Origin of the sequence: Bacillus sp. FDAARGOS_1420 (genome assembly GCF_019344915.1) — a bacterium.
Lineage (GTDB): Bacteria > Bacillota > Bacilli > Bacillales > Bacillaceae_G > Bacillus_A > Bacillus_A mycoides.
Window position 1 is genome coordinate 1,372,235 of sequence record NZ_JAHWJB010000002.1, and the last position, 24,610, is coordinate 1,396,844.

Genomic DNA, 24,610 nt, shown 5'->3' on the forward strand with positions numbered 1-24,610 from the left:
GTGAGTGCCTAGTTTTCATGTTTTCATAAAAAAATGTTAAAAATGTGAAATGGAGTGAGTTTTTTATAGTTTTTGGTCGCCATATTCAGTTGATTATGCTAGTATAAATAGGGTTGATATAGTAGTATTGAGACAGAATGAAAACTGAAAGAGGGTAAGAAGTATGTGTGGTTTTGTAGGATGTTTATGTGAAAACCCTAGAGAGTTTTCAGAAACAGAAAAACATCAATTTGAAAATATGAACACGATGATTTTCCACCGCGGTCCAGATGACGAAGGATATTTTCGTGATGAACATGTACAATTTGGCTTCCGCCGTTTAAGTATCATTGACTTAGAGGCAGGACATCAGCCGTTAACTTATGAAAATGATCGATATGTAATTATTTTTAATGGTGAAATTTACAATTATGTAGAACTACGTGAAATGTTACTTGAAAAAGGTGCAACTTTTGCTACACAATCTGATACAGAAGTTATCATTGCATTGTATGCACATATGAAAGAAAAATGTGTAGACTACCTTCGTGGTATGTTCGCATTTATGATTTGGGATCGTGAAGAAAAGACACTTTTCGGTGCACGTGACCACTTCGGTATTAAGCCTTTATACATCGCACAACAAGGTGATACTACATTCTTCGCATCTGAGAAGAAAAGTATTATGCATGTAATGGAAGACAAAGGGGTAAACCCAAAGTCACTACAACACTACTTTACGTACCAATATGGTCCAGAGCCAGAAACATTAACAATTGATGTTAACAAAATTGAGCCTGGTCATTACTTCGTAAAAGAAATTGGTAAAGAGATGGAAATCCATCGCTACTGGAATCCTTATTTCAACGCTTCAAGCGCAACGAAAGAGGAGCATATCCAAGCAATTCGTGATGTATTATACGATTCTGTAAAAGTACATATGCGTAGTGATGTACCAGTAGGTTCTTTCTTATCTGGTGGTATCGATTCATCTATTATTGCTTCTATCGCAAGAGAAATGAATCCAAATCTATTAACATTCTCTATTGGTTTCGAACAACGTGGTTTCAGTGAAGTTGATGTTGCGAAAGAAACTGCTGAGAAATTAGGAGTTAAAAACCATAACGTATTCATTACAGCGCAAGAATTTATGGATGAGTTCCCAAAAATCATTTGGCATATGGATGATCCTTTAGCGGATCCAGCAGCTGTACCATTGTATTTCGTTGCGAAAGAAGCGCGTAAACATGTAACGGTTGTTCTTTCTGGTGAAGGTGCAGACGAGCTATTTGGTGGATATAACATTTATCGTGAGCCAAACTCGTTAAAAATGTTCTCTTACATTCCTAGCCCAGGAAAGAGTGTTCTAAAGGCATTAAGTGGTGCTCTTAAAGAAGGGTTTAAAGGAAAAAGCTTCTTAGAGCGTGGATGTACGCCAATCGAAGAGCGTTACTATGGAAATGCGAAAATCTTCCGTGAAGAAGAGAAAGCTGAATTAATGAAGTATTACGATGAAAGTGTTAACTATATGGATATCACGAAACCATTGTATAACGAAATTAAAGATTATGATGATGTAAGTAAAATGCAGTACATTGATATGTTCACATGGTTACGCGGCGATATTTTATTAAAAGCTGATAAAATGACGATGGCAAATTCATTAGAACTTCGTGTACCGTTCTTAGATAAAGAAGTATTTGACGTTGCATCTAAAATTCCGACAGAATTTAAAATTGCAAACGGAACAACGAAAGCTATATTACGTGAAGCTGCTCGTGGAATTGTTCCGGATCACGTGTTAGATCGTAAAAAGCTTGGATTCCCAGTACCAATTCGTCACTGGTTAAAAGATGAAATGCACGATTGGGCTGTAAATATTATTAAAGAAAGCAAAACTGAGCATTTAATCGAAAAACAGTATGTATTAAACTTACTGGAAGCACATTGTGCAGATAAAGGCGATTATAGCCGTAAAATTTGGACTGTACTTGCGTTTATGGTATGGCATCAAATTTATGTTGAGCATAAATACGATACGAATAAGTTCCACGAAGAAACAAAGCGTGCGTATAGCTTAGTTTAATAAAAAACCTTAAGGTCGCATTCGATCTTAAGGTTTTTTTCATAAATTGCATTTATTATTGATACAATAATAGTAAAAGGATGGACAACATATGATTACGTTTGAGAAAGTAAATACAGAAAATGAAAGCGCTGTAAAAGAAATGTTTCACTCACACAGCTTAGATGAGAAAAAGGTTCAGTATTGTGTAAAAGTTGATGATACATATATTGGCGTAATAGATTATAGCGTTCAAGAAGAGAGTGCTATTTTTTCACAGTTAATTATTCATTTTGATTATCAAGGTTATGGATACGGGACAAATACGTATTTTACATTTGAAGAAATGATGAAACAGAGAAATGTGAAAGAAATAAAAGTATTGCAAGAGATGTTTACTGAACAAGCTAAATCTTTCATAGAGGGATCTGGTTTTATTGAGGGAAATGGAATATATGTAAAGAAAATATAGTGAATATTGATTAGGTGATGATATGAATATAAGGTAGGTGGACGTATGACGATAACTTCTGGTCTTGTATTAGTTGGAGGTTGTTTTATAGTAGCAGAACTATGCCAGACTTTTATTCGGAAAAGAATGTATAAGAAGAGAAGACCATATGAATTACAATATATTCCCGTATTTTTAATTTTGTTTTGTATGCTATTTGTATTGCAAAACATAACGTATTTCCCACCTCTTTTGAACATTTTTTTGAAGTTTGGGTTGCTATATAGCGGCGGGGGGATATTTCTTTTATTTCTTTTATTTTGCATACGTTACATCCATTATCAATCGTATATATTCATTTTAAATTGGCTAAAGCAAAGCGATAGAAACCGCCTTACATAAGGGGGTTTTTTTATTTGTACTTGTAACGGAACTTGTACAATTAACATAAAATAGGACGAGTAGAAATGAAAGCTTATTACAATAAAGAAAGGAATGAAAAAGATATATGAAACTTGTTATAGACGCAGGGCATGGTGGATATGATTCTGGTGCTGTTGGTAATGGGTTAGTGGAAAAAGAGTTAACACTTCAAATTGCTAGACGTGTGCGAGATATTTTATCTGTAAATTATCCAATCAATATTAAAATGACACGTGATAGTGATGTGTTTATCTCTTTATCAGAACGTGCTAATATTGCTAATTCATTTGGTGCAGATTATTTTATTTCATTTCACATTAATAGTGGCGGTGGAACTGGATTTGAAAGTTATATTTACAACGCGCTATCTAATAGTAGTTCTGCATATGAAAAGCAACAAAAGATGCATGCAGCAGTCAATCCTGTATTAACAAAATACGGTCTTCGTGACCGAGGAGCCAAAAAAGCAAATTATGCGGTACTAAGAGAGACTGCAATGGATGCAATTTTAACAGAGACTGCCTTTATTGATACAACGTTTGATGCTAATTTATTGAAAAATCCACAATTTATCGAAGATCTAAGCCAAGCGTATGCAAACGGAATAGCAGCTATTTTTGGAGTAGCTCCAAATCCGAATCCTCCAAATCCACAACCTCCAAACCCACAGCCAACACCACAAACGAAGGGGATTGCCTATATACTTGGGAAAAATGTGAATTTAAGAAGTGGCCCATCAACGTCTTCTTCAGTTATTCGTCAACTAAACGCCCCAGAATCGTATGTCGTATATCAGGAAAGTAACGGATGGTTAGACTTAGGAAATGGACAATGGGTGTATAATGACCCTTCGTACATTAATTTTGTAAAGACGAGCAATAGCGATGGAAGCGCAATTGGTGTTGCATATATACAAGGAACAAATGTGAATTTAAGAAGTGGTCCATCAACATCTTCTTCAGTTATTCGTAAATTAAATAATCCGGAATCTTATTTAGTATATATTAATCAAAACGGTTGGTTGAACCTTGGTGGAAATCAGTGGGTGTATAATAATCCATCATATATTAAATATAATCAATATTAGGAAATAAATTTATGATGTAATATGAATGCGTATTTATGTATAACGTAGATACGCATTTTAAGAACGTTTATTGTTTTCATACTTATATACTTTATTTTAAAAATAAACATTTGAATAGCGGATAGAATCTAAAATGTATGTAATATACATTAACCTTTGATTGTTAATGATAATCAATTTCATCTAGGAGGACATATGGTACATAGTAAAAAAATATTTATGTTATGCATTATGATACTTATGGTAATAATCGCAGGGTGTAGCAAAGAAGAGAAAAAAGGAAATGATCCATCAGCTAAAGCAAAAGATTCGTATACTGTAAAGCATGCAATGGGTGAAACAACAGTAAATGGTACACCTAAAAAAGTAGTTGTTTTAACAAATGAGGGTGCGGAGGCACTTTTAGCTGTTGGAGCAACGCCAGTTGGAACTACAAAACCACGTGCTGGTGATGAATGGTATCCTCATTTAGCGAAAGATTTAAAAGATACGAAAGTTGTAGGAACTGAGCGTGATATTAATTTAGAGGCAGTTATGAAGCTTAAGCCGGATTTAATTATCGGGAATAAAATGCGTCATGAAAAAATATATGAGCAATTGAACGAAATAGCGCCAACTGTATACGCTGAAACATTGCGCGGGGATTGGAAGGAAAACTTTACATTCTATACAAAAGCTGTAAATGAAGAAAAAGAAGGGCAAAAGGCTCTTGAAGATTATAAAAAACGTATTGAAGGAATGAAAGAGAAGTTAGGAGATAAATTGAATTCTAAAGTTTCTATTATTCGCTTCGTACCAGGTGACGTTCGTATTTATCAGAAAAACTCATTCTCAGGTGCTGTTTTAAATGATATTGGATTTAAGCGACCACCACTACAAGATAAAGATGAATTTGCGATAAAAGGAATTACAAAAGAGCAAATTCCGAATATGGATGGGGACTACATATTCTACTTCACATCTGATAAAGATGCAGATAAGAATAACGAAGGAACCACGTTAGCAAAAGAATGGACAGAAGACCCACTCTTTAAGCAGCTGCAGGCTTCTAAAGACAATAAAGTATTCCAAGTGGATGAAGTAATTTGGAATACAGCAGGCGGTATTAAAGCTGCAAACTTAATGTTAGATGATATTGAAAAATATTTTCTGAAATAAATGAATGGTTGAGTGCATCACTTTAAATAGGTGATGTACTTTTTTTGTTTAGTTAAATACAGAAAATTCCTTCTTTTAAGTGTGGATAAGTTGTACAATAAAATCAATTATGGAATAAAGGAGTGGGAAGGAATGAAAGCTACTCATAAAGATTGGATTTTATTTAACGGAAGAATTGTGAATACGAAGGAAGAACAGCCGATGGTCCCATTAGAGGAGAGGGGCTTTCAATTTGGTGATGGTATATATGAGGTGTTTAGGTTATACGATGGGAAGCCTCATTTATTAGACTTACATTTGGAACGCTTTTTTAAATCTATGAGGGAAATAAATATTGTTCCGCCGTTTACAAAGGAAGAGTTAGTTGAAGAACTTCATCAAATGATTGAAAGAAATCAATTTCAAGAGGATGGGAATGTGTATCTTCAAATATCACGTGGAGCTCAAGCTCGAAATCATGTGTATGAAAAAGATTTACAGCCAACATATTTTGCGAATATTGTTTTGTTTCCAAGACCTACCGCTACTATGGAACAAGGAATAAAGGTTACTGTAGAAGAGGATATACGCTGGAAGTTCTGTCATATAAAATCTTTAAACCTTCTACCTAATATCATGATTAAAAATAAAATAAACGAGCAAGGGTATCAAGAAGCGATATTAGTACGAGATGGAGTTGTAACAGAAGGGTGTCATTCGAATTTCTTTATGGTGAAAAATAATAAATTAATTACACATCCGGCCGATAATTTCATTCTACACGGCATTACTCGTCACTACGTTATTACATTAGCGAAAGCTTTACATATTGAAGTGGAAGAGCGTGAATTCTCATTGCAAGAAGTATACGAGGCTGACGAATGTTTCTTTACAGCGACACCACTTGAAATATTCCCAGTTGTTCAAATTGGTGATGAGAAGTTTGGAAGCGGCGAAAGAGGACCAATTACGAAAAAACTACAAGCTGCATATGAAGAAAGTATTAATTTGTTTAAAGTGACAAATTAATAATGAGGGAAAAAGCTGGTATTCCCCCAGCTTTTTTTCATGATATAATTCAACCATAGGACAAGTTTTGAAAACGCTGTAAAAAGGGGATTTAATATATGAATTATGAAGATTTTAAAGAAGTAATTCACGGTAGACGAAGTGTTAGAAAGTTTACAGAACAAGAAGTATCCACTAGTGATATAAAAGAAATTATTGATTGTGCTCGTTATGCACCGAGTGATACGAACTCACAAACGTGGGAGTTCTTGGTCATTATGAACCGAGAGAAAATTAAAGAAATTGAACAAATGACATGGGATGCATTACATAAACTTGCGGCAAAAGCAGCAGAAAATGGAGAAGAGAAAGCAGGGAAATTACTTACACGTTCTTTCGGTCCATATGCGACAGCTTTCTCTGAGGCGCCAGTATTAATCGTATGTTTGGCAACACCATATGAATCAAAGTTTCGTGAAAAGATATTTGATCCAATTGCCTTCGTTCCTGATTCAGTATGGGAAGAGGAAGGAATTAAGAGTAGCTGTTTAGCAGCACAAAACTTAATGTTGGCTGCACATGCGAGAGGACTGGGTACTTGTCCAATGACAGGACCTGTATTATTAGCTCAAGATGAACTGCGACAATATTTACAAATTGAGCCTCAAAAACAAATTAATATGGTAATTTCACTCGGGTTTCCGAAAGATAAGCCGAAGAAACTTTCTCGAAAAGAAGTTGATGAGATTACAACATTTATTTTCTAAATGTTATGTAGAAAAGACATTGAAATGACAATGTCTTTTTATTTTGAATGGATATTTTTTTAGTAAATTGGGCTAAAATGATGAATAGATTGGAATTACTATTTATTTCTTTAAAAAAATTAATGTTCTTAAAATGAAAGTATGGTACAGTAATCGTGAGCAAGTTAATATTTGTTCATGAAAGTGTTAAAAACTAGTTTTAAAATCAAGAAGTTATTTTTGTATAATAAATTATAATGAAATAACAGGGGGAATGAATTTTGAAGAAATTCATAATCGCTGGATTGTCTGTATTGTTATTAGTAGGCTGTGGTACTCCAAAGGAAAAAGAGGATGCACAGTCAAACCAGGAAGAACAAGTTGTAAATGCAAGTGATGAGAATATGGTCGTATTTCCTGAAGGAGCAGTGCCAATCGGAGAAGGGAAAGTAAAAGTAACTACTCCAGATGGTACTTCTGAAAATGGCAATATACCAACTGTATTCATAAAAAAGGATACTTTAATTCAGCAAGTCGAATTAGAACTTTCCAATTTTCAAAACGATAAAGAAACATTTGTATTTGTAGATCAAATATTTGCAGATAAACATCAAGTAACTAGTACAACACAGACAACAGTACAATTAAAAGAAAAGACGCTTGAGACAGGTAGTCATACGATTACCGCAGCTCAGTTTGAAAACAATGACCCGAAAGGAAAAGTCATTAGCTTTAATCAAGCAACGTTTGAAACAAAGCCTGCGTCTTAATTATGGATAAAAAGTACATTACTTAAAGTGGTAGTGTACTTTTTAATTTGGATAGGATTAGGTTGTTGAGAATAATTTGTTTCACTTTCTAGTACGAATGAATAGGAAGAACTTATTCTTTACTATCATGTAAGAGGAAGGGATTGAAAGTTTGAAACGAGTTATTCGTATTTTCTTATTTATTATAATGTTTTCGGTCATTTGGTTTACTTTACAAGAGGCGGTTGAAGTTACGCTCAATTATCACATTCATGACTTGTTAATTGGAGCTGTATGCTTTGTCATTGTGTATCGGTTTTATCCCGCTATTTGCGGGCAGTAAGGCCCCTACCCACATGTGAGGAAGTTAGGTGGGAGATCAATTTGTCCGTAAAAGCCCGATTGGTGAAGGATAATAATCATAGGGGGATGGACACCCCCCTATGATTAAAGTTTCACTTTATGATAAACTCGGATTAAGGTAAGTATTGAGTTGGAAATGTAGGGATTTCATTTGAAATGTCGAATAGTACATACGATGTCGTAATAACAAATTTTCTATTGTTTACTGTGAAACAGAAGAAGGAGAGATAGTAGTAATGAAACGAGCTCTTATTAATATCGACTATACATATGATTTTGTAGCTGAAAAAGGTGCTTTAACTTGCGGGAAGCCAGGTCAAGAAATTGAGAAAGAACTTGTGCATATAACGAAGCAGTATATTGAAGGTGGAGATTATGTAGTGTTTGCGATTGATAAACATGAAGACAATGATGTATATCATCCAGAAGCGAAATTGTTTCCACCTCATAATATAGCAGATACAAATGGAAGAGACTTATTCGGTGAATTACAAGAAGTATACGAAAAATATAAAAATGCTGAAAATGTATATTACATGGACAAAACACGTTACAGTGCTTTTGCAGGAACGGATTTAGAAATGAAGCTAAGAGAAAGAGGAATAGAGGAAGTGCATCTTGTAGGTGTATGTACAGATATTTGCGTCCTTCATACAGCAGTAGATGCTTATAACAAAGGGTTTCAAATTGTCGTTTATGAAAAAGCAGTAGCATCTTTTAATGCGCAAGGGCATGAATATGCACTTGGACATTTTAAATCTTGTTTAAATGCAGAAGTGAAGTGAAAAAAAGAGGCCTTCAAAAGGTCTCTTTTTCACATTTGAATAGAGACGACTTGCTGTTGAATTAACTTTTTAATGAACGGGCTAATCTTTTTTGGTAGCCCATTTAAATCAAAAAATTGTACATGTAATGATTCAGCTTCGTCTGCTTTTAACAAACCACCTGTAATGTCTTTGCAAAGGTATGCGATTGTAATAGGATAAAATTCATCTCCATTTGGTAATTGTACAAAAAACTCTTTACCTGAAAATACACTTACTAACTGAAGTGTACCAATTTCAATACCTGTTTCTTCAAGCACTTCTCGTCTCCCAGCTTCTTCTGTGGATTCACCAAGTTCCACAAAACCTCCAGGAACTCCCCAAATGCCATTTCGTCTTTGTTGTAGTAATATTTGACCGTGTTCATTGAAAACAGCTACAGCAACTCCTGCTAGATTGAGTGGTCTTGATCCAACAACTTTTCTTAGTTCTTCAATATATCCCATTGTTAGTAACCTCCGCGAGTAAAAATATATTCAAATGAACTATTCGGTGTCATATGAATATTTTCCTTGTAATGAAGTGAGTATTGCGGATTTAAAAAAAAGGCGTTTATCCCGCTATTTGTGGGCAGTAAAACTTCTACCTCAAAATTCGGCTGGAGCAAAGAAGTTAGGTGGAAGCCCTGCTGCCCGTAAATGCCCGATTGGTGAGGGCTAATAATCAGTGGGAGATGAACAAAAAACCCCACTGATTAAAGTTTCATTTTATAAAAAATTCTATTGTAATCTCCCTTTAGGGTATTAAAAAGGGTATATTTATAGTGAATAGAAAAGGACATCTGAAGTTGAAAGATTGATGAAATGGTTATATTGTTGAAGATGAACAATGAATACAAATACATAGTTAAGAAAGTACGATTTAAGATCAGGATAAAAGATGTTTCGAAAACAAGTGTTGAGATGATAAATGTGTATTTAAAATAGAGTAGCTCTGCATGAAATTTTCATTAGTAAGGAAGTGGATGGATGAGTTTATTAACGTATACTGAAGAGTTTTTTAATTATGTAAGGGAATTTTTACTTTTAAGATTTTTACTATTTGCTTTAGTTCTTATCATTATTTCTTTTGTCATAAACCGCATTATTGATTGGTTTTTTAAAAAATCAAGCTTTTTTGATGAAGAGGTAGAGCAGACGATTCAAAGTGTTATTCGATCTATTTTTAGATATATCATTATCATCAGTCTAATCATATATTTAATTAGTCAATTTGTAGATATAAAAAGTATTATTGCAGGTGCAGGGATAGCGGGAGTTGTCATCGGTTTTGCTGCACAACAGATGCTAAAAGATGTCATATTAGGCTTCGCAAGATTAGCGGACAAAGAGTTTCGTGTTGGCGATTTTGTAACTTTTAATGGAACAAATTCAGGAACTATTGAGGAAATTAGTATTCGTTTTATGCAAATTCGTGAATGGTCAGGGAAGCTCCTTACCATACCACATGGAGAGATTAGAACGATACAGAATTTTAATAAAGGGTGGATGCGAGTTATTGAACGCATCACGGTAAATTATCAGGAAGATCCTACAAGAGTTAAGGAATTGTTAGAAGAAGTATGTGTTATTTGTAATGAAAAATTGGACCAAAATCTTTATAGAGTAGATGATGAAGCTGTTGAACCATTTAAATATGTTGGAGTTACAGACTTAAATCCTAACCTTAAATATGTTGGATATGAATTTTGTATTACAGGTTTGATTAAACCTGAAGATTATTTTGAAACTTCCAGACAAGTAAGATTTGAATTAATGTCTATGTTCCATAAAAATCAAGTGCAAATGCCAGCAGCGAATATGTTCGTTAACACTGAAAGTTTACAGAATATCCATGTGGGACAATCTTTATCAGACAGTTAATGAAAACTAGCTAATTTCTGTTTTGGTTTAGAATTTAGATTTGCAAATCGGCAGATTTGAATGTACTGTATGGGATATCTCCGAAAAAAGAGCTGAAGGAATTCGGTTCTTTTTTGTTTGTAGTATTTTGAAATTTCTTAATGTTATAATGGTAGTTGGTGATGAGAATGAGCATAGATGAAAAAGAGATGCATCGTTTAGAGGCATTAAAAGAAATTGCTGAGTTACTAAATGAAGCAACAAACTTACAGGAAATGTTAGGAAAAGTGTTACATACATTATTACAAGTTATGAATTTACAAACAGGGTGGATATTCTTTATTGATGAAAGTGGAAAGCATCGTATGCTTGTAGACCAAAACTTACCCCCAGCTCTTACGTGGCAGGAAAAGAAGCCGATGTGTGAAGGAGATTGTTGGTGTGTAGAACGTTTTGTGAATGGAAGATTGGAAAAAGCGACAAATATTATTGAATGTAAACGAATAGAGGATGCGATTGAATGTAATTGGGGCGAGACAGAAGATGTTACACATCATGCGACAATCCCGCTAAGATCTGGATCAGAGAAATTTGGTCTATTAAATGTAGCCTCGCCTCATAAAACACATTTTTCTGAGGAGGAGTTAGCGTTATTAGAAGCGATTGCATTTCAAATTGGAACGACAATACAACGTATTCAATTAGTTGAGAAAGAACGAAAATATGTAGTTGTAGCTGAAAGAAATCGATTGGCTCGTGATTTACATGATTCTGTTAAACAATTGTTATTTTCAATTATGCTAACAGCGAAAGGGACTCTAAATATGACGAAGGATAGAGACTTGCAAGAGATGTTAAGCTATATTGGAGAATTATCACAGGAAGCATTACAAGAGATGACACTTTTGATTTGGCAATTAAGGCCTGAAGGATTAGAGAAAGGTTTAGCAGAAGCGATTCAAAATTACGGAAAACTGTTAGGGATTCAAGTGGAAGTTCGAATTGATGGAATGGTTTTAATTGAAGATGAGATAGAAGAAGTTTTATGGCGTATAAGCCAAGAGGCATTACATAATTGTAAAAAACATGCCTCATGTGAAAAAGTATGTATTCATTTAAGGATAGAAAATAATAAGTTGCATTTTTACATAGAAGATAACGGGATAGGATTTATACAGGATCAAGTAAGAGAGTCAGCACTTGGTTTGAAAAGTATGAAAGAACGAATTGAATTAATGAGGGGGATTTTTCGAATAAAAGCAGAACCGGAAAAGGGGACAAAGATAGAAATTCAATTACCGGTTTGAGAGGGAGAACGTCAGTGAAAATTAAATTATTACTTGTAGAAGATCATCATATCGTTCGAAGGGGACTCGTATTCTTTTTGAAGACGAGAGAAGAATTTGAAATTATTGGGGAAGCAGCAAATGGTGAAGAAGCATTAACATTCGTCCAAACAGAAAGGCCGGATGTAGTATTAATGGATTTATCAATGCCGAAAATGGATGGTATTGAAGCGACAAAACGTATAAAACAATACGATGAGACAATAAAAATTCTTATGCTCAGTAGTTTTTCAGAACAAGATTACGTTTTACCAGCATTAGAAGCTGGGGCAGATGGTTATCAATTAAAAGAAGTGCAGCCAGATCAACTCGTTGCGTCAATCGTTGCGGTATATCAAGGAAATGCAAATTTTCACCCGAAAGTAACACCAGCACTATTAGGACGATCAGCAGTCAAGAAAGAACAAGAGAATCCTTTTTCTATGTTAACAAAAAGGGAACAAGAAGTACTTCGTGAAATTGCGAAAGGAAGAAGCAATAAGGAGATTGCAGCAGAACTTCATATTACAGAACAAACTGTGAAAACACACGTTTCTAACGTATTGGCTAAATTGGAAGTAGATGATCGTACACAAGCTGCCTTATACGCAGTAAAGCATGGGGAAAACTAGAAATAAGTATGAATAATTGTGTCATATGTTACGGTAGAATACATAGGAGCAAATAAAATGTATAGTGATGCGCCAAATAGAGGTTTTTCTTCTTTCAATAATTAGGTACAATAAAGTGAAACTTTAATCAGTGGGGGGGATATCCCCACTGATTATTAGTTGAACCAATCGGGTTTTTACGGGATAAAGCTACTATGGAAGGGGAAGATACGATATGCCTGGTACAAAAAGTGGGATTGGAAAGATTCAGGCTTCGTTAAATGGTTTATCACCGAAATTACGAAGTATTGCCGAACATATTTTGAAACATCCACAAGATGTTGTACATAAATCAATTACGGAGTTAGCGGAAGTTACGAATAGTTCTGAAGCAACGATATTCCGCTTATGCAAACACCTAGGTTTTCAAGGGTTTCAAGACCTGAAAATTACATTAGCTCGTGAGATTGTACATACCCCGATGCAAAATATTCATGAGGAAGTATCGGTAGAAGATAATATGGTCACTGTTGCTAAAAAAGTTTTTCATTCACATATTACAGGACTGCAAGATACATTACATTTGTTAAATGATAACGCGTTGGAACAGGCAGTAAGTGCGCTGAATGAAGCGAAACGAATTGAGTTTTATGGAAATGGTGGTTCGGGTATTATTGCGATGGATGCTTATCATAAGTTTATGAGGACGGGTATTTCTTGTATTGCTCATACGGATTCACATTTTCAAATTATGGGAGCTGGCTTGCTGACAAAAGAAGCGGTGGTCATTGCAATTTCTCATTCGGGCAGTAATAAAGGATTACTTGAAGCATTAGAAGTAGCGAAAGCAAGAGGGGCTCGCATTATTGCGATTACAAGCTATCAAAAATCGGCACTAAGCCAACTTGCTCATATAACACTATATACTTCGACGCGTGAGACGGAATTTCGTACAGAAGCAAGTTCGTCACGATTAGCGCAGCTTAGTTTATTAGATACTTTGTATGTGGGATTGTCATTGCAGCGACAAGAGGAAACACTACAAAATTTACAAAGTATACGTGAAACAATTTCGATGAAACGAATATAAAGGGCTCTTCAAATGTTAAATTTAGATAATAACTTATAGGGTAGTTAGTCCATTACGGGGCTGATTATCCTTTTTATTTACATAATGAATAAAAAGAATGAATATTCAATTCGATTAGTATAATGTAGATATGGAATTTGAATCGTTTGTTTGGCTTTTGGGAGGGGGACAAAGCCTCGGAGAGTGTTTTAATGAGGGTTAAAGAAATAAACATTGGTAAAAAGAAAAGCTTTCCTACTAGTGGATTCAGAGGGGGTACCTGTTACATCAGTAGCTTAGTAATAGACCGATTAGAAAAACAAAATTTAGTAGAACGAAAAACTGATAAATTAGATCGGGGATATACATGTCTTTACATTTTAGAACAAGTTAAAGACTATATTGAAAAAGTTAATCTCTGATTATTTTGTGCCATTACTTGCAAAAATAAAGGCATTGAACAAGGAAGAGTAATTAGCTATTTCTGAAGGAATCTCCAAATTTTGTGACCTAATTGATAAAAATAAGTGAGTTAATTATAAAATACTTTTATTGAAGGGAAAAAGAATTATGTTTCTCATAGCGTATTTACCTATTTTTCTGTATTTATTATTAGAATTTTATAGAAGTTCACCTGTTAAAGAAGAAAAACAAAATCGTGGTTCTAGTTTTTTTATCGGAATAGTTTTTGCATTGATGTTAACCATTCCAGAGATTATGTATTTCATTACAGTAAATAAGATTAATTCATTGCTGTTTTTGGGTGTTATTATCGGGCTAATTGGTGTATGGATAAGATTTTCTTCAATGAAAATCTTAGGAAGATTTTACAGTAGGAATGTCGGAATGCAAGGGGGACATAAGTTAATTCAAAACGGTCTATATAAATATGTTCGCCATCCTGGTTATTTAGGGTCTTTTTTGACCTTTTTAGGATTTGCTATATCTTCATCTTCATTCATTGCCATTATCATAAATATTATTTTATTTTTCCTTGTGTATTCGTATCGTATAAAAATTGAAGAGAGAATTCTTATTACGCTGTTTGGTGAACAATATAAACAATATCAGTCCAAGACTTGGCGAATTATTCCGTTTCTATACTAGGGATTATAGGAGAAATTTCTTAAATAGATGGATGCGGGGTCCCACCACATTATAAAAAGACAGGAACAAATATGTTCCTGTCTTTGATTTTATTGAGTCTAAAGTGTATGACCTAAATATAATAATAGAAGGCTTTTTATATTGGTGAATAGTTGTTGATATATCCGCTAGATTTAATGGTTCTAATTGTCTATAGAAATATATTACTTATAATCTCCCAAGCTTAAAAAATATTTTTTAAACCTCTATATTCTTTGCATATAAACCAAAAAGAAATGCCTGATAAATTTCAATGTAAATATGATGGAATTTCAGTTTTCCTTTCAAATATAGTAAGAAAATACTTGGTTAATAATTCAAATATTGTTCAATATTTCACAATAATCTTATGAAATTCCATGTTATGATGAACCTGTAATGATGATTGAACACTTAAATTTGGCACAATAATTAGCCAAAATAGTGAGGACAGTAGTTGTGAGATAAACTCATTAAAACTCTAAAACACTAAAGGGGAGATCACATATGAAAGCAGTAGTAGTTAATAAAAACAGCAAAGCAAACATTGAAGTTATTGAAAAGGAATTACGTTCGCTACATTCGGGTGAAGCGCTAGTAGATGTAGAGTATTGTGGAGTTTGCCACACTGATTTACACGTTGCAAATCATGATTTTGGAAACACCGATGGCCGCATCCTTGGTCATGAGGGTGTAGGTATTGTTACTAAAATTGCTGATGATGTTACTTCACTAAAGATAGGTGACCGTGTAAGTATTGCATGGATGTTCCAATCTTGTGGACGTTGTGAATATTGCGTAACGGGTAGAGAAACATTCTGCCGTGAAGTGAAAAATGCTGGTTATTCAGTAGATGGTGGTATGGCTGAACAATGTATTGTTACAGCTGATTATGCGGTGAAGGTACCAGAAGGATTAGATCCTGCTCAAGCATCATCAATCACATGTGCGGGCGTAACTACATATAAAGCTATAAAAGTATCAGACATTAAACCTGGTCAACCTATCGTAATCTATGGTTGCGGTGGATTAGGAAACTTAGCTATCCAATATGCTAAAAACGTATTTGGTGCAAAGGTAATTGCAGTAGATATCAATGACGACAAATTAGCCTTAGCAAAAGAAGTTGGTGCTGATATGACTATCAATCCAATTTCTCAAGGTCCTGCTGATAAAATTGTTCAAGAGGAGTTTGGTGGTGCTTATGCTGCTGTAGTAACAGCAGTTTCTAAAGTAGCCTTCAACTCAGCAGTTGATGCAGTACGTGCTTGCGGTAAAGTAGTTGCGGTAGGTTTACCAGTAGAAACTATGGATTTAAACATTCCACGACTTGTATTAGACGGGATTGAAGTAGTTGGTTCTCTAGTTGGTACTCGTAAGGATCTGGAGGAGGCATTTATGTTCGGCGCAGAAGGAAAAGTAGTGCCGGTTGTTCAAACGTGTTCTCTAGATAAAGTACAAAATGTATTCGAAGAAATGGAACAAGGTAGAATTCAAGGACGTATGGTAATCGATTTTAAACAGCATAATTGTGATTGTAAATAATTCATTTTAAATATAAAAAGCATGAGTCTAGCAAAGGACATGTAAAAAAGTTAGACGGCATAAAAAAGATGATCCCTCGTATTCAATAGGGATCATCTTTTTTATATTCTACTAATATCAATGCCAATTAATACTTGATTGATGAGACATGATTAAAAATTCACTTTATTTGCAAACGAAAAAGAATCTTTATTTTCAACAAATTTTTTATGATTTGGAACGGTTTGAATTGCTACAACTTGCGAATCTCTTGCTTTCAGTGCATCTTGAATTCCGATTGTCATAAGCTTAATAAAAAGAATCGTAATAAAGAATGAAACGAGAGTATAAAAAATAATCCACCATGAAAGATTCATTTCATAACGATTTAATCCAATAAGACCTGCCCAATCATTAGATAGAGAAACAGGTTTGGGCACTCCGTCATAGAGTTCCCGCATTTGTATCCCGCCAATTACAATGTTAAGCAACGCTAAATGGATAACGAGTATGAGTGTTTGGACGATATGTTCCATGAATAACACAAATAAGCGATCAAGTAATAAGACTCGTAAGTGTTTTTTGATAATATGAAAGCGGCTAGCACCCAGCAATTGAGAACTTAAAATGTAATCTTGTTTCATAAATTCATCAACCTCTGAGGATATATATAAAGAAAGTGTAGGTAGAGCGACGAAAATAAGTACGAGTACTTGATAAAACATAAATGAAATATTTGGGTCTAATCTATCAGCGTTTGATGTGATTACAATATTAACGGGCGTGATGAGTATAAATGCGATAAATAGAGTTGGAATATAATAAAAAACTTCTGAGCATGACTGGAAAAATCTCTTGAATTTTGGAGCGTATAAACTTAAGAGGATTCCTATACATGTTCCGAATAAAATTCGAAAGAAGCTAATTGCCACGGCTAATAAAATGGTGAATTTTGCTCCTTCTACAATTTGTAAGAAAACAGAATCTCCAAAACGATCAGATCCAAAAGGCGGCACTAACGATGGCGAAAAGGGGGCCTTTCCAAGTAATTCGTTATTGTCATTGTAAAGTAACTGAGGAGGTTTTGGGATGTTATCTTTAAAGAACCAACTATAAATAAAACTAGCTGAAACAAGTATGAATAGATAAGTAAAGCCGATTAAAAATCGTTTTGATTTCCAAATAGATTTCATAATGCTGCTCCTTTCAATTGCTTTTGCCATCTATTCATCATGAATGAGATTATTTGAAAAATGGCATAAAACGGTAAGATAATCATAACAAGTATGATAAATGCAGCTGGAGGTGAAATAAACGCCTTCTTAAATAAAAATTGAATAATGCCTTCCATATTAAAAACAAATTCTAAAATGAATAAGTTAGAAAGTAAGAAAACAAAAATCGTTTTTAAATGATGAAAGAAGTGGATAGATATATTTTTGAATAAATGAATGCATAGTATATAACTTGATGAAAGTCCTTTTCCATATGCAACCTCTACGTAATGTTTTTCATGTTCTTCTTTTATGTATAACACCATCATCCGAAACATTTGTAATGTAGGTAAGACTGCTAAAGATAAAATAGAGAGTAAATAAGCTCGATTTTCATTAAAAGAAATAATGGTGACAGGAGATTCTCCGAATTTCTGAAGTACCCATATGAAAAATATTTGCAAACAAATCATCATCATCATATCAGGGACAGCTTCTAATATGAACACAATTCGGTTTATCCATTTTTTTATATAATCTTTTGCTAAAAAATAAAAAAATGCCATACTAGATGATAGAAAGAGTGCAAGCAAAAAGGCTATAAATAATACAGTAAATGAATATAGGTAAGGTTCTAAAACAGTTGGAAATAATGGTGTTTTTTTGAAACTACCAAATTTCGGGTCTGATCCGATAACCACTAATGATTCAGGGGAGAAAACCTCTTTTAACATAGTAACGATCTGATTAAAAAAGTAAATTGGTTGAAAGGTAAATCCTTGTTGAGTGATAAATAAATAAGGTAAATTTAATAACAGTAAGAGTGATAAAAGAATTGATGAAAGCTTAATTGTGAATTGAGATATTGTATTTAACATTAAATCCCTCCGACATCTTTTTACAACATTATACAATAAAGTTCATATTCTGTTTTGATTTTTCTGAAAAATATAAATACTATTAGATTTTATAGTATGGAACATATATTTACAAGGTAAAAAAGTGATAGTAGGGAGCCACGCCCTATGTCCATCAAGCTAAGAAAACGAGAACTTATATATTATTATCTTTAGGTGGAGGGGAAAGAATGTTTGATAAATTAAAAAGGTTATTTAAAAAAGATAAAGAGAATGATTTAGAAGATGAGAGGTACATTTTGATTTGAAAAAAATTTTCTTCTAATAACTTGATTTATGAAAAAATATTTTATATACTAATTCATGTAAACGGTTTACTAGATCGTATTTTGCTAGAAACGAAGGGAAGGTTCGCATGGAAACAAGGGGGAGAGTAATCGGGGTTGACATCGGTACCACAAGTACGAAAACGGTTGTATTCACTGAAAAAGGAAAAGTCGTTGCTTCACATGCAATTGATTATCCAATTATTCAACCGAACGTCGGATGGGCTGAGCAAGATCCTGATGTAATATGTGCTGCTGTATATAAAACTGTAAGCGTTGCCATTAAAAATGGTAATGTGTCACCGGAAGATATTTCTTCAATCGGTATTAGTACAGCGATGCATGCCTTAATTGCTGTAGATGAAAACGGTGCGCCGTTAACGCGCTCTATTATTTGGGCAGATAATAGAAGCACAAAGCAATCAGAAAAACTATTACAACAAATGAATGGTCATGACATTTATAGAAGAACTGGTACACCAATTCATCCGATGTCACCACTTTCTAAATTACTGTGGATGAAAGAAGAAGAAACGGATTTATTCAGAACTGCTTATAAATTTATTTCTATTAAAGAGTATGTCATTTATCAATTATTTTCACGCTATGTAGTTGATCATTCAATCGCATCAGCTACTGGGTTATTTAATTTAGAAACATTAAACTGGGATGAAGATGTTTTAACTATGTTAAATATGTCACCAGAACAATTATCAACACCTGTACCAACTACATATATTTTATCGGGAATGAAACCGGAATTAGCACAAAAGATGGGCATTCATGAAGATACTCCAGTTGTTATTGGTGCGAGTGATGGTGTTCTTGCAAATGTAGGTGTCGGTGCAATATCACCTGGATCAGCTGCAATTACGATTGGGACAAGCGGTGCGGTTCGAACAATTTCATCAAGTGTTAATACAGATGAAAAAGGAAGAACCTTTTGTTACGCATTAACAGATGAGCACTGGGTAATCGGTGGACCGACGAATAATGGCGGGATTTTATTAAGATGGCTACGTGATGAATTCGGTAGTCCAGAGCAAGAAGTTGCAAGGAAGCTTGGGATTGATCCTTATGATTTATTAATTAAGTATGCAGAAAGTGTACCAGCTGGAGCAGAAGGATTGCTATTTTTACCGTTTTTATCTGGGGAACGTGCACCTTACTGGAATGCAAATGCTCGTGGTACATTCTTCGGTATAAACCTTCAGCATAAACGAGAACATTTTATACGAGCAGTTATGGAAGGTGTTTGTATGAGTGTGTATTCAGTAGCACTTGCCATTCGAGATTGTACAGGGCCACTTACTGAAATACGTGTTTCAGGAGGCTTTGCGAAATCTGCATTTTGGAGACAAATGTTATCTGACATGATGGGGAAAGAATTACTTGTTCCAGAAAGTCATGAAGCATCTGCGCTTGGGGCAGCGGCACTTGCTTTGTATGCAATTGGGAAAATTGATTCGCTTGAAGAGGTGAAGGATTGGATTGATATTGTCCATCACCATGTACCGAATAAAGAAAATACGGCTTTATATTTAGAGATGTTTTATATGTATGAACGACTTTACAATCGTTTGAAAGAAGAATTTGATTGTATAGCTGCTTTCCAACGTAAACAATAGGGGGATTGGGAGAAATGGTAGTTGGAATCGTACTAGCGGCTGTTGTTATATTACTTTTACTAATTACGGTAGTAAAATGGCATCCATTTGTCGCGTTAATTTTAACAGCAATCGGTGTAGGGCTAGCAATGGGGATGCCCTTAATTGGAACTTCACCACAACATCCAGGGATTATCGATTCTATTAAATTAGGTCTTGGTAATACGTTAGGGTTTTTGGCGATTGTTTTAGCTTTAGGAACAATGCTTGGAAAAATGATGGCTGAGTCTGGCGGTGCTGAACGAATTGCTAACACATTAATTGGACGTTTTGGGAAAAAGCGTGTTCACTGGGCAATGATGTTCGTTGCATTTATAGTAGGGATTCCGGTATTTTTCCAAGTTGGATTTGTACTATTAATTCCGTTAGTATTTACAATTGCGTTAGAAACAGGGGTATCACTTATTACAATCGGTATTCCGCTAGTAGCGGGTCTTTCGGTTGTACATGGACTTGTTCCACCGCATCCAGCAGCTATGGCAGCGGTAGGTATATTTAAAGCAGATGTAGGGAAGACAATTTTGTATGCATTAATTGTCGGACTTCCAACTGCAATAATTGCAGGTCCGCTTTACGGGAAATGGATTGGTGCTCGTATACATAAAGAAGTACCGTTAGATATAGCGGAGCAATTTATTGAAAGAGATAAGAAGAAGGAACTTCCTAGCTTCGGAAATACATTGTTTACTATTTTACTTCCAGTATTTCTTATGCTAGGTGCATCGATAGCGGAAGTAGCATTAAATAAAACAAGCCAACTTGCACAAGTATTGCATTTTATTGGAGATCCAATAGTCGCATTATTAATTGCCACGATATATTCTTTCTTTAGTCTTGGCTATGCAAAAGGGTTTTCTAAAGACAAAGTCTTACAAGTTACAAATGATTGTTTAGGCCCAATTGCAAACATACTGTTAGTTATCGGTGCAGGTGGTGCCTTTAATAAAGTGTTATTAGATTCTGGAATTGGAACTACAATTGCGGAGATGGCGAAAGAATCACATATTTCACCGATATTATTAGGTTGGGGAATTGCTGCACTTATTCGAATCGCGACTGGCTCTGCTACTGTTTCCATGATGACAGCAGCAGGAATAGTGGCACCGATTGCGGCAAGTACACCAGGAGTTAATGTAGAGTTACTGGCACTTTCAACAGGTGCAGGGTCATTAATTTTATCGCATGTAAATGATTCTGGATTTTGGATGATTAAAGAGTATTTTGGAATGACTGTGAAAGAAACATTATTAACATGGACTGCAATGGAGACAATATTATCTGTTGTAGCACTTGGGCTAATTTCGTTATTAAATATATTTGTATAGAATGGGAGATTGATTAATATGAAACTAGGTTTAATTGGATTAGGAAAAATGGGATTCCCATTAGCTGAACACTTATATGAAGACAAGCATGAAGTAGTTGTATACGATGTAAATAATGAACTTGTTGAAGAGGCAGGAAAACTAGGGATTACTGCACGTCATACGTTAAAAGAAATGATCGCTGAACTAGAAGCACCTCGTACAATTTGGGTAATGGTACCTGCAGGAGAAGTTGTTGAGTCAGTACTAAAAGATGTATATCCATTATTAGAGGAAGGCGATATCGTTATTGAAGGTGGAAATTCATTCTATAAAGATACGTTACGCCGTGCTGAAGAAGCGAAAAGCTTTGGCTTACATTACGTAGATATCGGTACATCAGGCGGTGTGGAAGGAGCTAGATACGGTGCTTGCTTAATGGTTGGTGGAGAAAAAGAAATTTATGATCAACTAGAACCTTTATTTAAAGATTTAGCAGTAGAAAATGGTTATTCATATGCAGGCCGCGTCGGTAGTGGGCATTTCTTAAAAATGGTTCACAACGGTATTGAATACGGAATGATGCAAGCAATCGCTGAAGGATTTGAAGTACTAGATAAAAGTGATTTTGATTTCAATTATGAAGATGTTGCAAAAGTATGGGCAAATGGATCAGTTATCCGTGGTTGGTTAATGGACTTAACTGAAAAGGCATTTGCAGATGATCCGAAACTTGATGGTATTAAAGGTGTAATGAACTCTTCAGGAGAAGGGAGATGGACTGTTGAAACTGCACTTGAATTACAAGCAGCGGCACCAGTTATCGCTATGTCATTATTTATGCGCTACCGTTCACAAGAAGATGATACATTCCACGGAAAAGTGGTTTCTGCACTTCGTAATCAATTCGGTGGACATGAGGTTGTGAAAAAATAGGGAATATTAGTTTTGTGAAACTCATACGAAAGTATGAGTTCTTTTTTTATTTCTCATACTATTTTATGAAAACTATTACCCCTTTTTACTGTATTTTGTATAGAAATTTCTGATAATATATAAATATAACTTGAAAACAAAGGGGAGAAATAATTATGAAACTAGTCGTTATTAACGGTACACCAAGAAAATTCGGTAGAACTCGCGTTGTGGCAAAATATATTGCAGAGCAATTTGAAGGGGAGTTATACGATTTAGCAGTAGCGGAATTGCCTTTATATAATGGGGAAGAATCACAACGTGAATTGGAAGCAGTTAAAAAATTAAAAGCTTTAGTGAAAGCAGCAGACGGTGTAGTACTATGTACACCAGAATATCATAATGCGATGAGCGGAGCGCTGAAAAATTCGTTAGATTACTTAAGTAGCAGTGAATTCATCCATAAGCCTGTCGCATTACTAGCAGTTGCTGGAGGCGGTAAAGGGGGAATAAACGCATTAAATAGTATGCGCACTGTCGCTAGAGGCGTTTACGCAAACGCAATTCCAAAACAAGTCGTGCTTGATGGATTACATGTGCAAGATAGTGAACTTGGAGAAGATGCAAAACCATTAATTCATGATTTAGTTAAAGAATTAAAAGCATATATGAGCGTATATAAAGAGGTGAAAAAACAATTAGGAGTTGAGTGATATGTCCTCTCTTTATCATGATTCTCGCTTGTATTACATTCTAGGCGCCAATAGTTTATCTGCTATTGGCTCTGGGATTGTTATGATAACGATTCCGTGGTTGTTAATTAAGGAAAGTGGAGGAGAGACAACGTTTGGTTATGTTTCTATCGTTGCGACTCTCATAATGTTTTTATTAACGCCATTTATTGGGCAAAGCATAGATCGTTTTTCAAGAAAATCTTTATTGTTATGTAACGAAGGTATCGGGATAGCCATTATAGGAATGATGGCCATTTGGGGATTTGCTGGGCAATCATACAATTCTATTCATTACATTATTATTTATATAGCAGGTTCTTTCTATTATCTATTATTCTATCCTACAATTTTTGCATTTAACCAAGAAATATTTCAATCTGAACATTATAAAAGTTTAAGTGGCACGATGGAGATACAAGGACAATTAACGCAAGTTATTTCAGGAGCGGCCGCTAGCTTTTTAATTGAGATTATTTCTTTGAAATGGATTTTGTTAGTGGATATGTTAACTTTTGCAGGAGCATTTTTCCTGTTCTTATGTATACCGTATGTAAAGAAAAAAGAAGTAAAAGGGAAAGTAACATTTAAGAAGCAATTGTTCGAAGGAATTCACTTTATGAAAACTCGCCCTAAGTTCTTTTGGTTTTTACTTGCCACTTATATGCCGTTTATCGGTGTTATGATGGCAAATTATTTAATCCCAGTTTATATTTCAGATATACTCAAAGCTAATGCCTCTGTATACGCGATAGAAGGTATGATGTATGGTGTTGGGGCTGTTATTGCGGGAATAAGTATTCCAATCATGATGAAATATGTCAAAATAGAAATTTCAATCGTTATGACGATGGTTATTTATGTAATTTCAATTACCGCAATGATTATTGAGCCTTCCATTATGTTATTATATGGACTTGCGATTTTCCATGCGATTGGAAATGCTGGAACACGAGTGGCGAGAAATGTATTGATGATGGAAGAAATCCCAAACGAAGTAATGGGACGTGTGGACAGCTTATTTCGATTAATTGGCACAGGAATTCGAATTGTATTATTAATGTTGTTTACGGCAGGTGTATCTAAAGCAGGGGTAATGATCCCGTTTTATGTACTGAGCTGTATATTGATCCTATCATTAGGGGTTGCTTTTTATTATGTAATTTCAAAACGTAAAACGGAAGCGAATGTGTCTAATAAATCAATTGTTTAAAAAATACTTCTGCCTCCTTTTCTTTTTCTATATAATAAAAAGAAAGGGAGTGTTAA

Annotated in this window: 24 protein-coding genes; 21 read left to right on the top strand and 3 right to left on the bottom strand. The window is 34.6% G+C overall.

Annotated elements, in window-relative coordinates:
* The first annotated feature begins 163 nt into the window (after positions 1-163).
* From asnB to I6L50_RS17395, 10 genes are all read left to right on the top strand, one after another.
* Positions 164-2,065, top strand: a complete 1,902-nt coding sequence (gene asnB, locus I6L50_RS17350) for an asparagine synthase (glutamine-hydrolyzing) (protein ID WP_002012706.1) — start codon at positions 164-166, stop codon at positions 2,063-2,065.
* Positions 2,066-2,156: 91 nt separating this feature from the next.
* The gene (locus tag I6L50_RS17355) at positions 2,157-2,516 is read left to right on the top strand and encodes a GNAT family N-acetyltransferase (RefSeq protein WP_219302165.1); all 360 of its coding nucleotides are present in this window, start codon (positions 2,157-2,159) and stop codon (positions 2,514-2,516) included.
* Between the two features lie 45 nt (positions 2,517-2,561).
* Entirely contained in the window at positions 2,562-2,897 is a 336-nt protein-coding gene (locus tag I6L50_RS17360) for a hypothetical protein (RefSeq protein ID WP_012260872.1), read from the top strand.
* A 106-nt stretch (positions 2,898-3,003) separates the two neighbouring features.
* Entirely contained in the window at positions 3,004-4,005 is a 1,002-nt protein-coding gene (locus I6L50_RS17365; RefSeq protein WP_219302166.1) for an N-acetylmuramoyl-L-alanine amidase, read from the top strand.
* A gap of 195 nt (positions 4,006-4,200) precedes the next feature.
* Positions 4,201-5,163 (top strand): ABC transporter substrate-binding protein, encoded by a 963-nt coding sequence (locus I6L50_RS17370; RefSeq protein ID WP_219302167.1) that lies wholly within the window; start codon positions 4,201-4,203, stop codon positions 5,161-5,163.
* A 132-nt stretch (positions 5,164-5,295) separates the two neighbouring features.
* Positions 5,296-6,171, top strand: coding sequence for a D-amino-acid transaminase (gene dat, locus I6L50_RS17375; protein ID WP_219302168.1), 876 nt, complete (start codon positions 5,296-5,298; stop codon positions 6,169-6,171).
* Positions 6,172-6,269: 98 nt separating this feature from the next.
* Positions 6,270-6,917: a nitroreductase family protein gene (locus I6L50_RS17380; protein WP_002012699.1), complete on the top strand. Its 648-nt coding sequence runs from the start codon at positions 6,270-6,272 to the stop codon at positions 6,915-6,917.
* A gap of 260 nt (positions 6,918-7,177) precedes the next feature.
* Positions 7,178-7,666: a putative periplasmic lipoprotein gene (locus I6L50_RS17385; protein ID WP_016092680.1), complete on the top strand. Its 489-nt coding sequence runs from the start codon at positions 7,178-7,180 to the stop codon at positions 7,664-7,666.
* Positions 7,667-7,817: 151 nt separating this feature from the next.
* Complete coding sequence (locus I6L50_RS17390; RefSeq protein ID WP_374108389.1) at positions 7,818-7,988, top strand: hypothetical protein; 171 nt, start codon at positions 7,818-7,820, stop codon at positions 7,986-7,988.
* Between the two features lie 256 nt (positions 7,989-8,244).
* Positions 8,245-8,793, top strand: a complete 549-nt coding sequence (locus I6L50_RS17395; RefSeq protein ID WP_219302169.1) for a cysteine hydrolase family protein — start codon at positions 8,245-8,247, stop codon at positions 8,791-8,793.
* Positions 8,794-8,822: 29 nt separating this feature from the next.
* Here I6L50_RS17395 and I6L50_RS17400 read toward each other — a convergent pair whose 3' ends face one another.
* Positions 8,823-9,278 (bottom strand): NUDIX hydrolase, encoded by a 456-nt coding sequence (locus tag I6L50_RS17400; protein WP_219302170.1) that lies wholly within the window; start codon positions 9,276-9,278, stop codon positions 8,823-8,825.
* Between the two features lie 522 nt (positions 9,279-9,800).
* On the opposite strand from I6L50_RS17400, the gene I6L50_RS17405 reads away from it, so the two are divergent.
* From I6L50_RS17405 to adhP, 6 genes are all read left to right on the top strand, one after another.
* A complete protein-coding gene (locus I6L50_RS17405) occupies positions 9,801-10,694 on the top strand; it encodes a mechanosensitive ion channel family protein (protein ID WP_219302171.1) in 894 nt (297 codons plus the stop codon).
* A 167-nt stretch (positions 10,695-10,861) separates the two neighbouring features.
* On the top strand, positions 10,862-11,980 hold the full coding sequence (locus I6L50_RS17410; protein ID WP_113937788.1) for a GAF domain-containing sensor histidine kinase: 1,119 nt from the start codon (positions 10,862-10,864) through the stop codon (positions 11,978-11,980).
* Between the two features lie 14 nt (positions 11,981-11,994).
* Positions 11,995-12,630: a response regulator gene (locus tag I6L50_RS17415; RefSeq protein ID WP_219302172.1), complete on the top strand. Its 636-nt coding sequence runs from the start codon at positions 11,995-11,997 to the stop codon at positions 12,628-12,630.
* Between the two features lie 214 nt (positions 12,631-12,844).
* Positions 12,845-13,699 (top strand): MurR/RpiR family transcriptional regulator, encoded by an 855-nt coding sequence (locus I6L50_RS17420; protein ID WP_001119626.1) that lies wholly within the window; start codon positions 12,845-12,847, stop codon positions 13,697-13,699.
* Positions 13,700-14,248: 549 nt separating this feature from the next.
* Positions 14,249-14,785: a methyltransferase family protein gene (locus tag I6L50_RS17425; RefSeq protein WP_219302173.1), complete on the top strand. Its 537-nt coding sequence runs from the start codon at positions 14,249-14,251 to the stop codon at positions 14,783-14,785.
* 525 nt (positions 14,786-15,310) lie between these two features.
* Entirely contained in the window at positions 15,311-16,348 is a 1,038-nt protein-coding gene (adhP, locus tag I6L50_RS17430; protein WP_113937791.1) for an alcohol dehydrogenase AdhP, read from the top strand.
* Positions 16,349-16,500: 152 nt separating this feature from the next.
* On the opposite strand, the gene I6L50_RS17435 is transcribed toward adhP, so the two are convergent.
* Together I6L50_RS17435 and I6L50_RS17440 are read right to left on the bottom strand one after the other, a co-directional pair.
* On the bottom strand, positions 16,501-17,520 hold the full coding sequence (locus I6L50_RS17435; RefSeq protein ID WP_219302174.1) for an ABC transporter permease: 1,020 nt from the start codon (positions 17,518-17,520) through the stop codon (positions 16,501-16,503).
* Entirely contained in the window at positions 17,517-18,419 is a 903-nt protein-coding gene (locus I6L50_RS17440) for an ABC transporter permease subunit (protein ID WP_219302175.1), read from the bottom strand. The genes I6L50_RS17435 and I6L50_RS17440 overlap by 4 nt, the downstream gene beginning before the upstream one ends.
* Positions 18,420-18,813: 394 nt before the next feature.
* Between I6L50_RS17440 and gntK the strand changes: the two genes are divergently transcribed.
* The 5 genes from gntK (at position 18,814) to I6L50_RS17465 (ending at position 24,554) form a co-directional block, all read left to right on the top strand.
* Complete coding sequence (gene gntK, locus I6L50_RS17445; protein ID WP_113937794.1) at positions 18,814-20,352, top strand: gluconokinase; 1,539 nt, start codon at positions 18,814-18,816, stop codon at positions 20,350-20,352.
* 14 nt (positions 20,353-20,366) lie between these two features.
* Positions 20,367-21,716: a GntP family permease gene (locus I6L50_RS17450; RefSeq protein WP_002136120.1), complete on the top strand. Its 1,350-nt coding sequence runs from the start codon at positions 20,367-20,369 to the stop codon at positions 21,714-21,716.
* Between the two features lie 18 nt (positions 21,717-21,734).
* Positions 21,735-22,631 (top strand): phosphogluconate dehydrogenase (NAD(+)-dependent, decarboxylating), encoded by an 897-nt coding sequence (gene gnd, locus I6L50_RS17455; RefSeq protein ID WP_113937795.1) that lies wholly within the window; start codon positions 21,735-21,737, stop codon positions 22,629-22,631.
* Positions 22,632-22,786: 155 nt separating this feature from the next.
* On the top strand, positions 22,787-23,323 hold the full coding sequence (locus tag I6L50_RS17460) for an NADPH-dependent FMN reductase (RefSeq protein WP_002031805.1): 537 nt from the start codon (positions 22,787-22,789) through the stop codon (positions 23,321-23,323).
* Between the two features lies 1 nt (position 23,324).
* Positions 23,325-24,554, top strand: a complete 1,230-nt coding sequence (locus I6L50_RS17465) for an MFS transporter (protein ID WP_113937796.1) — start codon at positions 23,325-23,327, stop codon at positions 24,552-24,554.
* Positions 24,555-24,610: the final 56 nt, after the last annotated feature.